Below are 13,586 nucleotides of genomic sequence, written 5' to 3'. Positions count from 1 at the left end.
GTTTTGATGACGCAAGTAAGAATCTTAAAACTTTAATAAAAACTAATAAATGCTCAAATTGTTATCTGGTTGGAGTTGATCTAGGGGTTGCAAACCTGGAAGGGGCTGACTTGGCTGGTGCTAATCTGAGGGGTGCTCGTGCTCGCTGTGGTATTCATCTTAACGGTGCTAATTTTAACGGTGCAGATCTGCGTGGTTTTAGTTCCAACAATTGTATTGGTTTCGACTTACAGGGTGCTAACTTCCGTGGTGCTAATCTCAAGGGTGCTAACCTGCAGTATGCTAACCTGCGCGGTGCTGACTTGACTGGTGTTGACCTATCTGAGGTCAATATAGAAGGAGCAGATATAGCAGGAGCTATTGTGCCAAATGAAGCCAAATCTCCTAAATAAAATTATCAGAATTTATAATATCGGTTTTCAGTTGGGTGCAGTACATCAAAGAGTTAAGAAACCGCAGATGAACAAGAGATATAGCCCCTTGTTTAGAATGAAATAGTCCTGCCTTAAGAGTGCATACAATCAGGTAGGATGCTTGTCGGCACGTTTCTTCCTTCTTTTTGAATTTTGAATTTTGAATTGCTTATTAACTCCTCACTTCTTATGAACACTATTACCATCGACCTCAAACCTGTTATTGAATTAACCGACGAACAATTTTATCAACTTTGTCAAAAAAACCCTGATCTCAAATTTGAAAGAAGCGCCAAGGGAGAACTTATTATCATGCCCCCAACAGGAGGAGAAACAGGAAGCCATAACTCAGAAATGAATGCTGATTTTGTGATTTGGAATCGTCAAACAAAGCTTGGAAAAGTTTTTGATTCTTCAACTGCCTTTAAACTTCCTAATGGTGCTGATCGTTCTCCTGATGTGACTTGGATAAGACAAGAAAGATGGGATGTCCTTACCTTTGAACAAAAAGAAAAATTCCCTCCCATCGTCCCAGATTTTGTTTTAGAGTTAATGTCACCATCTGATAATTTACAAAAAACTCAAGAAAAAATGCAAGAATACATGGAAAATCAAGTTAAACTGGGCTGGTTAATTGATAGAAAAACACGCCGAGTAGAAATATACCGTTTGGGGCAAGCAGTAGAAGTTTTAGAATCACCAACAGAACTATCAGGTGAAGATATTTTACCTGGTTTTATTCTCGATTTGCGGACTGTCTTTTAAACTTAGGAACAATAAAAACTCAACACCCCCACATACTCAACAGTTTTTACGCCGACAATGGTGGTGGAAATCGGATATAAGAATTGAATTGCTCAATATTTACTGATTGATGAATTGGCAAAACATATTCTAAATTTTCATGGGGACGAGGAATGATGTGATGAGAAAGCACCTCACCACCATTCACTCGCGGTATCGCCTCAAGTGCTGCTGCAACAGCAACATTAACCTCACCTACTGCTCCCCGAATAAGCACAGTAATTCGCCCTAAATCAGTATTTTCATACCCAACAAGAGTGATACGGGCGGCTTTACACATGGCGTCCCCCGCTTCTATTGCTGTAGGAACGCCAAAAACTTCAATCATGCCAAGTGCTAAAGTCATGCTTACTTACTCTAAACACTTGCTGCTACTTTTGGAGACTCTTGATGCTTCCGTTCTCCTGTAATAATCATCTTGACTTTACCACTAGGAGCAAGGGTTACTCCTCGTCGTTGAGGTTGTTCTGGTTGATTAGTAGTGAGTGCAAGCTGATAGCGTGACACGATAGTTGCCAAAACAAGCTTCATTTCAAACACAGCCAAAGCTTCACCAATACAGCGACGGGCACCACCCCCAAAAGGCATAAATTCATAGGGCGAATATTGGCGTTGCAAAAAGCGCTCTGGCTTAAACTGCTTGGGCTGCGGGTATAAATCTTCACGATGATGCAAAAGATAAATGCAACCAAAGACTACCTTACCAGACTCTAAGTGATGTCCCAGAATCTCAACGGGTTCTTGCGCGACTCTACCAAATGTCAAGAATCCAACAGGGTAAATACGCAAGGTTTCATTGCAAACAGCACTCAGATAAGGTAATCGTGCAATGTCTATGGGATTTGGGGAGTCGCCGAGAGTCCCCAGTTCTTGGAGGAGTTTTTCACCAACTTGTGGTATATGGTGAATCCAATACAATGCCCAAGCCATAGCCGTTGCTGTAGTTTCATGTCCAGCAAACAACAAAGTCATTAACTCATCGCGTAACTCTTTATCCGTCAGCGGTTTACCCTTTTCATCCCGTGCTGACATTAGCAATGAGAGGATATCGATGCGATTTGGATCATCTTGTGCACGGCGTTCAGCAATTTCAGCGTAAAGCAATTTATCAATTTGCTGACGTTGGCGCAAAAATCTTCCCCAAGGACTCCAAGCCCCTAAATCTTTTTGCAGGAAAGGGAAAAACAGGAAGCTAGAACTGAGCGGTGATTCAAAAACTCCCAACGTCGAAGCTAGTACGCGCTTGAGTTGTTGGCAACGCTCTCCCTCATATAAGCCGAAGACAGCCTGTAAAATGACTTGCAGAGAAATTTCCTGCATTGCAGTCCGAATCGACAAAGGTTGGTTCTGTGGTAGCTGGCTAAAGACTTTTTCAGTGATGTTGACGATGATTTCACCGTAGGTTCGCATCCGTTCCCCGTGAAAGGGGGGCATTAGGAGTTGGCGTTGTCGTTTGTGGCGATCGCCGTCCAACATAACGACTGAACTGTCCCCTAGTAAGGGTTGCAAAATTCTGTTTTCTTGACTCAGGGCTGCAAACTTCTTTCTATCGTTGGTAAAAATTTCCGCAATTGTCTGGGGATGGTTCACGAATACCAGAGGACGTCTAGAACCGACTACTGTAGTACTAAAAATGTCAGGATATTGTTGAGCCGCGCTTTCCATATATCCTATAGGTTCAGCAACCCATTGGATTCTTTGCAAAAAAGACGGAGTTTTAACAGGATTGGGTAGATTCATATGTTTATCTTGACAAAATGTATATTTTATGAATTAGCTTGATTGAAAAGGCTTAATCCAGCCGAGTTGGATGGCAGTATCAAGAAAAAATGCTGCCAACACAAACCACAAAATACTTTCGACTCCCAGAACTACAAAAGGCAATATATCTCTAGAATATGACAGCCCAACATCGACTTGGGTTAAACAGCGTACTAAGCCAAACGCTAACACTCCGCCAGCTTTCAATTGAGGATTTTTATCTGAGCGGATGATATAGCGGTAGGTGACGCCAAAGAGCAAACCACAAAAAACTGCAATTCCAAGCTTGAGCAACAATTGTAAATCTAGCGAATCGATCGCCAGACTGGCGAGCTGCTCAAAATATTTTGCTAGCACCAGATTATTCACGAAGGTGGTGAGAAAAAAAGCTATCATCAGGCTCAAACCCGCGAGTATCCCAGCTTTGAGGGATTCAATGCGTTCTGCCATCAGTTGAGGATCTAAAATCTTGTTCACTGAGGAATCCAAACTTTAGTTCTGAACGGGCTTCTAGTATTATTAATGTTAGAGGCGTTTTCAATTGAGTTTAAAAGTAGCACTATGGAAATTTTGACACTCGGCTGGGTTGCTTTACTTGTTGTTTTCACTTGGTCAATTTCAATGGTAGTTTGGGGTCGCAACGGACTCTAAGAGAATCGTGGAAAGTCCATTCTTGACTATTTTGGCTTCAGTTGCTGCGGTGCTGCTTGTAGCAGTTACGGGAGGCGTTGGTTATTTGACGCTGGCAGGTTGGCGCGATCGCCGTCTGCGAGAAGATGAAAAACGCGAAATGCGACGCGCTAGTTCTAGCACCACTTCTAAGAGCACTGCTCCTAAACTTAAGAAGAAAAAATAATTCTGCTTGAAATCTCGCGTCAAAATGTAGAGACGTAGCGTGCTACGTCTCTACACCGTGTTTGTGTATTTATGAAAACTTAGGTAAAACTTACGCAAAAGAGATCCCCCAACCCCCTTAAAAAGGGGGCTTTTAAGATTCCCCTAGCTACGAATAACCTAACTATAGTCATTGCGACCGTTAGCGCAGCGTGCCCGGAGGGCATAGGGAAGCAATCGCAACCCGCTCTTTTTTAAATAGCGCCTGCGTAATACTGATGGTCAAAATCACAATTACCTTAGAAGAAGACATTCTCCAGTTTATAGATCAGCAGGCACAGGGTAACCGCAGTGGTTATATTAATGCGTTGCTGACAGAACACCGCCGCCGGATTTTGGAAGCAGAAATGATTGCAGCCCTCAAGCAGGATGCAGAAGATTCAGAGTATCAAGCTGAAATTGCTGTTTGGGATAATGTTGTTGGGGATGGCGTTAATCCTTCGGTACCAGAAGAATACCTATTTTTTAACCGCAGAGGCGCAGAGGACACAGAGAGAAGAGAGTATAGGAAAAATTAGAATTAGGCGATCGCCGTCTGCGAGACGAAGAAAAACGCTAAATTAAGCGCACCAGTCCTAATACCGCTCCTAAACTTAAGAAGAAAAAATAATTCTCCTTGAAATCTCGCGTCAAAATGTAGAGACGTAGCATGTGAGTCCAGCGCTGCGGGAGGGTTTCCCTCCGCAGGCGACTGGCGAACCCGAAGGGCTACGTCTCTACAGGGTGTTTGGACGAAATATCATTTTGTCATTTCATCGCGTAGGCGATTGAGGTTGCTTTCCGTTTCCTTAGTGTCGGGATGTTCTTCACCCAGCACCTTGAGACGGATTTGCAGGGCTTGGTTGTACAGAGGTTCCGCCTCATCGTACCGTCCTTGGGATTCATACAATCCTGCCAAACCGTTGAGACTTACAGCTGTGTGGGGATGTTCTTCTCCCAGCACCTTGAGCCAGATTTGCAGTGCTTGGTTGTACAGGGGTTCTGCCTCATCATACCGTCCTTGGGATTCATACAATCCTGCCAAGTTGTTGAGATTCCTGCCTGTGTGGGGATGTTCAGCTCCGAGCGCCTTCAAAAAAATTTGCAGTCCTTGGTTGTACAACGGTTCCGCCTCATCGTACCGTCCTTGGGATTTGTACAATCCTGCCAAGCTGTTGAGACTTTTGGCTGTATGGGGATGTTCAGCTCCGAGCACCTTCAGAGAGATTTGCAGAGCTTGGTTGTACAACGGTTCTGCCTCATCGTACCGTCTTTGGGATTCGTACAATCCTGCTAAGCTGCTGAGACTGTCGGCTGTGTCGGGATGTTCCGCTCCAAACACCTTGCGACGGATTTGCAGCGCTTGGTTGTACAACAGTTCCGCTTCATCGTACCGTGCTTGGGATTTGTACAATCCTGCCAAGATGTTGAGACTCATGGCTGTGTCGGGATGTTGTGCTTCCAGCACCTTGCGACGGATTTGCAGCGCTTGGTTGTACAATGGTTCCGCCTCATCATACCGTCCTTGGGATTCATACAATCCTGCCAAGCTGTTGAGACTGATGTCTGTATGGGGATGTTCAGCTCCGAGCACCTTGAGACGGATTTGCAGCGCTTGGTTGTACAACGGTTCGGCTTCATCGTACCTTCCTTGGGATTCGTACAACCATCCCAAGTTGTTGAAACTTGTGGCAGTGTTGGGATGTTCTTCTCCGAGCACCTTCAGAGAGATTTGCAGGGCTTGGTTGTACAACGGTTCGGCTTCATTGTACCGTCCTTGAGATTCGTACAATCGTGCCAAGCCGTTGAGACTTAAAGCTGTGTGGGGATGTTCTTCTCCCAGCGCTTTCAAAAAGATTTGCAGCGCTTGTTTCAGGAGTGGTTCTGCTTTACCGTACTCACCTTTTTTATAAAGCGAAAAACCAAGATTGTTTAGCCTTGTAGCAGCAGCAGCGGTTTCTTCAAAATTACCGATTTGAACATGAGCATTATGACGTTCTGCAAACTCATCCGCCGCATCGTATTCTCCCATTCTTCGGCACAAGTGCGTCAAGCCTTGCAGCAGTTGCAGTGTTTGAGGATGGCTGGGACTAAGGCTGATATCTGCTGCATCAAGAGCTAGCTGATACTGTTCGTAAGCTTTTTGGTATTTATGCTCTCCCATCCCTTGGTAAATATCTCCCAAAGACGCTTGGCAAGAGATAGCCAGAGAATGTTCGTCACCAGCATTGTTCTTAACAATTTCCAGCGCCTCTTGGCAAAGCTTTTCTGCTGCATCCAAATTGTTGTTGTAAGCATTCAACCAAGCAGCAGTGTGCTTCAGTTGAGCCAGTTGCAGCGGTTGGGTATCTGGATGAAACTGGAGTATTTGCAAAGCGCGTTGACTCAGATTCACCGCTTCTCGATAATCGCCCTGACTTGCAGCAATTTCTGCTTGGCGGTTGAGAACCTCAGCAACTGAAGACTCATTTGCACCCAGTTGAGCAGTGCGGATGCGATATGCTTTTTGAGCAGCGTTGCTTGCATCAAAAGTCCGCTCAAGCTTGAGGTAAACATTAGCGAGTTCCAACTCCATAGTACCAGCATCAAGACTTTCCCTCTGTTGCAAAGCTTCCCATTGACTTCGCGCTGTCTCCAAAGCTTCCAACGCTTGCTCGTAATCACCCAAAACAACGAGCGACTTACCCAACAGCGTCCAAGCAAGAGGCAATTGATGATTTTTCCCGACAAGAAATTGCAGCATAGAAACAACAGCCTGATGTCTACCCACCTCCTGCTGCACCGCCACCTGTTTTAAAAACCAGCTCGTTGCGGCTTCTGGCTGTTCGCTTTCCAACCCGTGATAAAGCGCTTCTGCCAGCGCGGTTAATTGTAATTCTGGTTCTTGGTATTCTGCTCGATAATACTCAAACAACCAGTTATTCACTGATTTTCGCAAGTCTTCTGGCTGGTTCTCCTGCAAATGCTGCTGCATTACTTGATTCAAGCGCCAAACTCCTGAACCAGCTTCCTCAACATAAGGCGATACGGTGATTTGAGATAGGCGATTTTCCCAGTTATCCAACTGAAACTGACTCATCAACTTAGCAAACAGCGCCTCATCCCAAGTACGACAGTGAGAAAGCACTTGCCACATCCGCCGTTCATCTGGCTGCCAAGCTATATCTCGCTGACGTAACACCTCATTTAAATTCCGGGCAAAGTCCGTAAGTTTCGGCTGACGCTGCTTTTTGATGTCTTGCCACGTCTCCACCCCCAGCCGCAAATACAAAGGAATTCCTCCAGATGCCTGAATGATAATTTGGCAAATTTCAGGCTCATCAATACCAAATTCTTGCAGAACCGCTTGACATTCCGCCTCAGTTAACGGGAGGATAGGAATATTGTGGGCGTATTTTGTAAAATTAAGCGATCGCTCCGAAAAAATCACCCACAGCACATTTGGATTCGGCTGTTCCAGTAGTTCCTCAAGCCAATCGCATCGCCCGAATTTATCTACTAATTTTTCATAGCCATCTATAAAAATCACTGCTTTGTGCTGGGAACGGCGTAGGTATTGCTGCAAGTCACGCGCCAGAAATAAAGGCAGTCGCTCCAGAATTTCATACGGGCTTACACAATCTTTTAATTCTCGCAAATTTTGATTACCCCGTTCTTTCCACCACTGCCATATTTCTGGCGATTGCTGCATCAAAAACCAGCCCAGTTTAGCTAAAACTTGTCCACCAGGTAGCAAATCCTTCGCCAGTTCCGTCAGCCCCTCTAACAAAGAAGGAGCCAGTTCAGCAGGATTCATTTCCAGCACAGCATCAGCTAAATCCGTGCCATTGCTGATTTTCTCTGCCCAATCCATCCGGTTAGCAGCTTCAGGTGAAATTGTCACCATTAAAGGATTTGCTCCCGCACTATAAATCCGATACGCCAAATCAAAGCAACTGAGATCAGCCCCACCCCGACGCAAATGCGCTCGTAGCTGAACTACGGCTGATTCAATCGGTTTACGTGCCAAACCGTAGTTGAAAATTCCCTCTCCATCCAACCGGGCGCACACCGGATAATTTGACTTCAAAGATTGAAACAGTGACTTCGATAAATCTGTTTTGCCAATACCTGCTCGTCCATAAAAAATTAGTATATTTTGCGGCTCATTGCCAAGACTCCCTAGCCTTTTTTTTACCTGTTCCTCATACCTGTGCTGAGACAGAATCAACTTCTGCTGCTCTTTTCCCATAGCAACCCTCTTAAATAATCAACAATAGCCCTTTTCTACTAGTATTACTTTTAACCCACAAAAAAGCTTGTCTCAGGATTATAATCTCCCCCAAGACAAGCTAACTCTCTAATTCTTTCCTTGGCGCTCTTTGCGTCTTGGCGGTTCGTTAAAAAAGTGAATCCAGTTTTACTTGTGCTTTTTAGCAGGTTTATTCTGGTTCCAAAAACATGGATTCTAAATCTCTATATCCGCTAATGACACGCGCAATATCAATTCCATCCTCTCTTGGATAGTACAAAACAATATAATCTTCAATACTAAATCCCCGTAAATTAGGGGACAATTCCTCATAACTCTTCCCCATATTGGGAAATCCAGAAACTAGTTTACACTTCTGACGAATTGCGTCAAAAAGCTTACTGGCAGCTTTAGGATTATTCTGAGCAATATATTCACAAATAGAATTTAAATCTTTGACTGCTTCATCAGAAAAAGAGTAATTACTCATCTTTGAGACTCAGCAATTTTATTGATTTTATCTTGCAGTTGAGCAAATACTATTTCCCCATCCGTAACCTCTCCTCTAGCAATTTGTTCCTTCCCAACCGCTATTTTTTGCCGGAGTTCTTCCAAACGTTGCTCCCTTGCTTGCATCAGTTTCAATGCTTCGTTCATCACATCCTCTGCATTAGCATATCTCCCTGCTTGAATTTGGGATTGAATAAACTGCTCATGCTCAGGTTTGAGGGAAATATTCATTTCACGTAACCCTAATTGCTTGACTTATTCAAATTTTATCGCTGATTTATTTTATCAACGTCATCTTTAACTACAATGTAGTATAAACCATACGATTTCCTAAAAATGCAGTAGAAGCTAAGCTGGTATTAATTTTAACTATAAAAAAACTTGCCTCAGGACAAACCCTTAGCAAGCTTATACACGATCCATAAAAGGGATTTTGGATTTATGCTGTATCCATAATCTACAATTCCCTACAGTTGCTTCACTTCAGAAACCAACTTTCCAACCATATCCTTCGCACTACCAAAGAGCATCGTCGTTTTATTCTTGTAGAACAAGTCATTATCGACACCAGCAAAACCCGCACTCATACCGCGCTTAATCACAATTGTCTGCTTCGCCCGATCCACTTCCAAGATTGGCATACCATAAATCGGGCTACTTGTATCACTCCGCGCCGCTGGATTCACCACGTCATTTGCGCCAATTACCAAAGCGACATCCGTCTGCTCAAACTGAGGATTGATATCATCCATATCGTGCAGTTGCTCATAAGGTACATTCGCTTCCGCCAGCAACACATTCATATGTCCCGGCATTCTACCAGCAACAGGGTGAATTGCATACTTCACATCCACGCCCATACGTTCGAGCTGATCTGCCAATTCACGTATGTTGTGCTGCGCCTGCGCAACCGCCATACCATAACCAGGAACAATGACGACGGAACGAGCATAACCCAACATCATTGCGCCTTCTTCGGGATCAATGCTGCGGACACTTTTATCGGTTGTACCACCAGTACCAGCAGCACCACCAGACGCAGTCACTGTACCAAAAGCACTGAACAGCACACTGAATAGAGAACGGTTCATCGCCTTACACATAATCTCGGTAAGGATGATCCCAGATGCTCCCACCAATGCGCCAGCGATGATTAACATATTGTTCATCACCACGAAACCAGCAGCAGCCGCCGCTAACCCGGAAAACGAGTTCAACAGGGAAATCACCACAGGCATATCGCCGCCACCGATGGGGATGACGAACATCACACCCAACACTAGAGAAACAGCAACAATTCCCAAAAAGACAGGTAAGCTGTGCGGTGAGATGATTAAATAAGCACTACCCGCAATAAAGGCAACCAGAAGCGAGAGGTTAAATGGTTGCTGCAAAGGAAATGTAATTGGGGAACCGCTGATAATACCTTGCAGTTTTGCAAAGGCTACAAAGCTTCCTGTGAAGGTGACACCACCAATTAACACATCCAGCAACATGGAGATATTGGCATCAAGGGGTATTGCTTCACCGTTTCCTAGTAACCGCCAAAATTCAGCAACCGCAACAAGTGCAGATGCTGCACCACCCAAGCCGTTGAGCAAACCCACCATTTGGGGCATATCCGTCATTTGGACTTTGTAGGCGACGACTATACCAACCAAAGATCCAATAGCCAATCCTACCAAAATCATTTCATAGTTCAACACATGCTGATCCAGCATTGTTGCCACAATAGCCAACAGCATCCCCACAGCTGCAACAACATTACCTTGTCGTGCTGTCGCGGGTGATCCCAGCTGTTTCAAACCCAGAATGAATAAGGATGCAGCAACTAAATACGTTAGCTGAATCCCGGTTGGTAAAAAGTCGCTCACGCCTTAATCTCCTTTTTCTTGAACATTTGCAGCATTCTGTCTGTGACTAGGAAGCCACCCACCACGTTAACCATTGCCAATATCACGGCAATCAAACCGAGAATAACTGATAAATTCGTCTCTCTAGCACCAGAAGCCACGATCGCACCCAGTACAGCAATTCCAGAAATGGCGTTGGAACCTGACATCAAAGGTGTGTGGAGGGTTGGTGGAACTTTGTTGATAACTTCAAATCCAGTAAAGGATGCCAAAACAAACACAAACAAGGCAGCGATTAATGCTTCTGTCATCGCAGGGTAAACTCCTTATGCAAATTGAGTTGTAGTAAGCACGCACTTACTACGAATTAATTAACTTGCCACACCGCTTAAAGCTTGTAAGGCATCTTTCACCCGCTGGTTACGAATTTCGCCACCGTGGGTAACACAAGCCGCATCAACGATGTCGTCGGCAAAGTTGACATTTAAAGCTTTGTCTTTAATCAACAGTTGTATCAACGACGACAAATTCTTGGAATAAAGTTGGCTGGCATGAACTGGTAGCGATGATGGTAAGTTGATGGGACCAATGATAGTGATGCCATTCCACACAATATCTTTGCCGGGATCAGTGCAAGCGCAGTTACCACCCTGTTCGGCGGCGAGATCCACAATCACCGAACCTGGTTTCATCTGCGCTACCATCTCTTCAGTAACTAAAAGAGGTGCTTTTCTACCAGGAACTTGGGCAGTCGTAATCACCACATCAGCATTCTTGACGTGTTCGGCGACAACTTCCTGAGTGCGCTGTTTGCTTGCTTCAGAAATTTCTTTGGCGTAGCCTCCAGCGGCGGTTGTTTCTTCTTCTAGTTTGACTTCGACAAATTTTGCCCCTAAACTTTGGACTTCTTCTTTGACGGCGGGACGAATATCAAAGGCTTCGACGATCGCTCCCAAGCGTCTGGCGGTGGCGATCGCCTGCAACCCAGCCACACCAGCCCCCATGATAAATACTTTCGCGGGGGCGATCGTTCCAGCCGCTGTTGTCAACATCGGGAAATATTTTGGTAATGCTGCTGCACCAATTAGAACCGCTTTGTAACCTGCAATTGATGCTTGCGACGATAAAGCATCCATACTTTGTGCCCGAGTCGTGCGGGGGATCATCTCCATACTGATCGCAGTTACCTTACGTTCTGCCAGTCGCCCTGCTACGGATGGATTCCCTAAAGGATTCAGAAAGCTAATGAGTACAGATCCTTCCTTTAGTAAGTCAACTTCTGAGCGTCCATCTTCTCGCTCTTGAGGTGGACTCACCTTAAGCAGAATATCTGCTTCACCCCATAATGTGGCGGTATCAGTGATAACTTTCGCCCCTGCTGCTTCATAAGCAGCATCAGAAAAGAAAGCCCGCTCACCTGCACCAGTTTCTACCCACACTTCCACACCTTGTTTTACCAATCGGGTAACGGTGTCAGGAATTAGAGCAACTCGACGCTCACAAACTTCAATTTCTTTGGCAACTGCTATTCTCATGCAATCTCCTTGAAGATTAATACCTATTTTTGGCAAGTTGTGAAATTTTTCTTAAGAGGCAATAGGTGCACTTATCGTGCATGGGTAGCAGCTATTAGCAGTTGCTTTGCCCAATCAACTTTACCTTCGCTCTCAAACTCGATAATGACCTACGCAAAGTTTCAATTTGGTTCTTGCAGGGTTTCCAGATTCCCATGTATTTGAAAAGAGGGGCTTCTATTACACATCCTATGTCAATCCCCAAATTTTACGTGTTTGTCTTCAACTTCTTTTAGGGATTCAAGAATTTTTCTGATTTTTTTACATATTGCAATATTAGTCAAATTCTCAAAAACTATCCCCAAATAATATTAGTCAACCCTGACTTGATTACAACTTATCTTATCGAATCTCGTTCAAGTTAACTACTAATTTTCATATTCATTTTTTCAATTTTTATAACATTTTATATATATCTATACATATTTGGTAACAAAATCAAATTTCAAGCGTGTTTTCAGTGACTTCAAATTCATCAATTTTTTTATGGTTATACACTTAGTATCAGAAAGCCAGATGACGGCTTTTGTACTGAGAACGACACTTTATATTAGCAATTTACGTCCCAATATCCAAATGTTAAGTAGTAAAGTTTTAGTTACGAAGATTCCGTCCTAGTTATTTTAAACAAAAGACCTATTTCTGCCTCAGGAGCTTAACCATGCGACGTTTACTCTCTACTTTAGCCGTGACAAGTTGTTTGCTAGCTGGAATACCAGCCATAAGCTGGGCACAAAGTTTGCCAGGGTTGACGATATTTAGTGGTGTCAAAGGCGAAAATCAGCTACCGTTCCGATTAGATTTTGGCGGTCAAACTAATGGCTGGGACAGATACAGACTGAAAATTTCTAACAAAAAGATGAAAACAGCAGTTGCTCGATTTGTGATTTCTTATCCTAATTACTACCAAGGAACCTTTGACAGCAAGGAAATTGAGGTCAAGGCTAAAGGCAAAAAGATTGCACTCTCGCAGGTGAAGTGGGATAAAGAAAATCACGTTCTTGAAATTTTTCCCCAAGAACCAGTACCAGCAGGTACCGATGTTGAGTTGATTCTCTCTAACGTGAAAAACCCGTCTTCTGGGGGAATGTTCTATTTTAACTGCTCAATTCAGTCTCCCGGCGATGTGCCATTATCCCGCTACATCGGCACGTGGATCATAAGTATTAGTTAAGTTATCACTCATGAATCATCAGTCATTAGTGAGTCAAAGCAAGGCAAATAGATTACCACTACCTGGCTTGTACAGCAACGGTTAGAGTTTTGCCGTTATCATTGACAACAGACAAATGACTGATGACGGCTTTCTGGGTTTAGCATGACTGCTGGATAAAAACAACAAACATTATGATATAATAGCCAATTGTGACTTTTTTTTATGATAATTGTCTAAGAGGATAAAAACATGAAGAGAACACTGGAAGGTACTTGTCGCAAGAGAAAAAGAACCTCGGGTTTTCGCGCTAGAATGCGAACTCCAGATGGTAGAAACGTCATCCGGGCAAGAAGAAAGAAGGGACGCCACCGTTTGAGCGTTTAGACCATAGAAAAGCTAATTATCATAGCA

Annotated in this window: 16 protein-coding genes; 7 read left to right on the top strand and 9 right to left on the bottom strand. The window is 44.0% G+C overall.

The genetic code is table 11. The features are described 5' to 3' along the window. A partial coding sequence (locus DP116_RS01295; RefSeq protein WP_211173002.1) for a pentapeptide repeat-containing protein occupies positions 1-392 on the top strand: 392 nt, incomplete at its 5' end. A gap of 210 nt (positions 393-602) precedes the next feature. Next, positions 603-1,178 (top strand): Uma2 family endonuclease, encoded by a 576-nt coding sequence (locus DP116_RS01290; RefSeq protein WP_169153434.1) that lies wholly within the window; start codon positions 603-605, stop codon positions 1,176-1,178. A 46-nt stretch (positions 1,179-1,224) separates the two neighbouring features. On the opposite strand, the gene DP116_RS01285 is transcribed toward DP116_RS01290, so the two are convergent. Genes DP116_RS01285 through DP116_RS01275 form a run of 3 tightly spaced genes read right to left on the bottom strand, consistent with a single transcriptional unit; the run spans position 1,225 to position 3,455 of the window. Further along, positions 1,225-1,563 (bottom strand): carbon dioxide-concentrating mechanism protein CcmK, encoded by a 339-nt coding sequence (locus tag DP116_RS01285; RefSeq protein ID WP_169153433.1) that lies wholly within the window; start codon positions 1,561-1,563, stop codon positions 1,225-1,227. Between the two features lie 11 nt (positions 1,564-1,574). Further along, a complete protein-coding gene (locus tag DP116_RS01280) occupies positions 1,575-2,957 on the bottom strand; it encodes a cytochrome P450 (RefSeq protein WP_169153432.1) in 1,383 nt (460 codons plus the stop codon). 33 nt (positions 2,958-2,990) lie between these two features. Continuing rightward, entirely contained in the window at positions 2,991-3,455 is a 465-nt protein-coding gene (locus tag DP116_RS01275) for a hypothetical protein (protein WP_339381537.1), read from the bottom strand. An 84-nt stretch (positions 3,456-3,539) separates the two neighbouring features. Here DP116_RS01275 and petN point away from each other — a divergent pair, with 84 nt between their 5' ends. The 3 genes from petN (at position 3,540) to mazE (ending at position 4,390) form a co-directional block, all read left to right on the top strand. Then, a complete protein-coding gene (gene petN, locus DP116_RS01270) occupies positions 3,540-3,629 on the top strand; it encodes a cytochrome b6-f complex subunit PetN (RefSeq protein ID WP_048868680.1) in 90 nt (29 codons plus the stop codon). A gap of 7 nt (positions 3,630-3,636) precedes the next feature. Then, entirely contained in the window at positions 3,637-3,834 is a 198-nt protein-coding gene (locus DP116_RS01265; protein ID WP_169153431.1) for a hypothetical protein, read from the top strand. Positions 3,835-4,090: 256 nt separating this feature from the next. Next, complete coding sequence (mazE, locus tag DP116_RS01260; RefSeq protein WP_246275430.1) at positions 4,091-4,390, top strand: type II toxin-antitoxin system MazE family antitoxin; 300 nt, start codon at positions 4,091-4,093, stop codon at positions 4,388-4,390. 221 nt (positions 4,391-4,611) lie between these two features. Here the strand turns inward: mazE and DP116_RS01255 are convergent, their stop codons facing one another. From DP116_RS01255 to DP116_RS01230, 6 genes are all read right to left on the bottom strand, one after another. After that, positions 4,612-8,082 carry a tetratricopeptide repeat protein gene (locus tag DP116_RS01255; protein ID WP_169153430.1) on the bottom strand — a complete coding sequence of 1,157 codons (3,471 nt, stop codon included), beginning with the start codon at positions 8,080-8,082 and terminating at the stop codon, positions 4,612-4,614. A 190-nt stretch (positions 8,083-8,272) separates the two neighbouring features. Further along, entirely contained in the window at positions 8,273-8,572 is a 300-nt protein-coding gene (locus DP116_RS01250; RefSeq protein ID WP_169153429.1) for a type II toxin-antitoxin system RelE/ParE family toxin, read from the bottom strand. Beyond that, positions 8,569-8,823, bottom strand: a complete 255-nt coding sequence (locus DP116_RS01245) for a type II toxin-antitoxin system ParD family antitoxin (RefSeq protein WP_169153428.1) — start codon at positions 8,821-8,823, stop codon at positions 8,569-8,571. Before DP116_RS01245 ends, DP116_RS01250 begins: the two co-directional genes overlap by 4 nt. 236 nt (positions 8,824-9,059) lie before the next feature. Further along, on the bottom strand, positions 9,060-10,466 hold the full coding sequence (locus DP116_RS01240; protein ID WP_169153427.1) for an NAD(P)(+) transhydrogenase (Re/Si-specific) subunit beta: 1,407 nt from the start codon (positions 10,464-10,466) through the stop codon (positions 9,060-9,062). Then, on the bottom strand, positions 10,463-10,756 hold the full coding sequence (locus DP116_RS01235; RefSeq protein WP_048868686.1) for an NAD(P) transhydrogenase subunit alpha part 2: 294 nt from the start codon (positions 10,754-10,756) through the stop codon (positions 10,463-10,465). Before DP116_RS01235 ends, DP116_RS01240 begins: the two co-directional genes overlap by 4 nt. A gap of 60 nt (positions 10,757-10,816) precedes the next feature. Continuing rightward, the gene (locus tag DP116_RS01230; protein WP_169153426.1) at positions 10,817-11,980 is read right to left on the bottom strand and encodes a Re/Si-specific NAD(P)(+) transhydrogenase subunit alpha; all 1,164 of its coding nucleotides are present in this window, start codon (positions 11,978-11,980) and stop codon (positions 10,817-10,819) included. Positions 11,981-12,680: 700 nt separating this feature from the next. Here DP116_RS01230 and DP116_RS01225 point away from each other — a divergent pair. Both DP116_RS01225 and rpmH read left to right on the top strand, forming a co-directional pair. Then, the gene (locus tag DP116_RS01225; protein WP_169153425.1) at positions 12,681-13,193 is read left to right on the top strand and encodes a DUF2808 domain-containing protein; all 513 of its coding nucleotides are present in this window, start codon (positions 12,681-12,683) and stop codon (positions 13,191-13,193) included. Positions 13,194-13,424: 231 nt separating this feature from the next. Further along, the gene (rpmH, locus tag DP116_RS01220) at positions 13,425-13,559 is read left to right on the top strand and encodes a 50S ribosomal protein L34 (protein WP_071654180.1); all 135 of its coding nucleotides are present in this window, start codon (positions 13,425-13,427) and stop codon (positions 13,557-13,559) included. Positions 13,560-13,586: the final 27 nt, after the last annotated feature.

It is taken from the genome of Brasilonema bromeliae SPC951, assembly GCF_012912135.1.
Taxonomy (GTDB): Bacteria; Cyanobacteriota; Cyanobacteriia; order Cyanobacteriales; family Nostocaceae; genus Brasilonema; species Brasilonema bromeliae.
This window is presented reverse-complemented; position numbering and strand designations above follow the sequence as displayed.

Bases quoted from the DNA above. Each gene is read 5' to 3' on its own strand.
- mazE (WP_246275430.1), top strand. From the start codon at position 4,091: ATGGTCAAAATCACAATTACCTTAGAAGAAGACATTCTCCAGTTTATA.
- DP116_RS01280 (WP_169153432.1), bottom strand. From the start codon at position 2,957: ATGAATCTACCCAATCCTGTTAAAACTCCGTCTTTTTTGCAAAGAATC.
- rpmH (WP_071654180.1), top strand. From the start codon at position 13,425: ATGAAGAGAACACTGGAAGGTACTTGTCGCAAGAGAAAAAGAACCTCG.
- DP116_RS01230 (WP_169153426.1), bottom strand. From the start codon at position 11,980: ATGAGAATAGCAGTTGCCAAAGAAATTGAAGTTTGTGAGCGTCGAGTT.
- DP116_RS01225 (WP_169153425.1), top strand. From the start codon at position 12,681: ATGCGACGTTTACTCTCTACTTTAGCCGTGACAAGTTGTTTGCTAGCT.
- DP116_RS01250 (WP_169153429.1), bottom strand. From the start codon at position 8,572: ATGAGTAATTACTCTTTTTCTGATGAAGCAGTCAAAGATTTAAATTCT.
- DP116_RS01285 (WP_169153433.1), bottom strand. From the start codon at position 1,563: ATGACTTTAGCACTTGGCATGATTGAAGTTTTTGGCGTTCCTACAGCA.
- petN (WP_048868680.1), top strand. From the start codon at position 3,540: ATGGAAATTTTGACACTCGGCTGGGTTGCTTTACTTGTTGTTTTCACT.
- DP116_RS01255 (WP_169153430.1), bottom strand. From the start codon at position 8,082: ATGGGAAAAGAGCAGCAGAAGTTGATTCTGTCTCAGCACAGGTATGAG.
- DP116_RS01245 (WP_169153428.1), bottom strand. From the start codon at position 8,823: ATGAATATTTCCCTCAAACCTGAGCATGAGCAGTTTATTCAATCCCAA.
- DP116_RS01290 (WP_169153434.1), top strand. From the start codon at position 603: ATGAACACTATTACCATCGACCTCAAACCTGTTATTGAATTAACCGAC.
- DP116_RS01235 (WP_048868686.1), bottom strand. From the start codon at position 10,756: ATGACAGAAGCATTAATCGCTGCCTTGTTTGTGTTTGTTTTGGCATCC.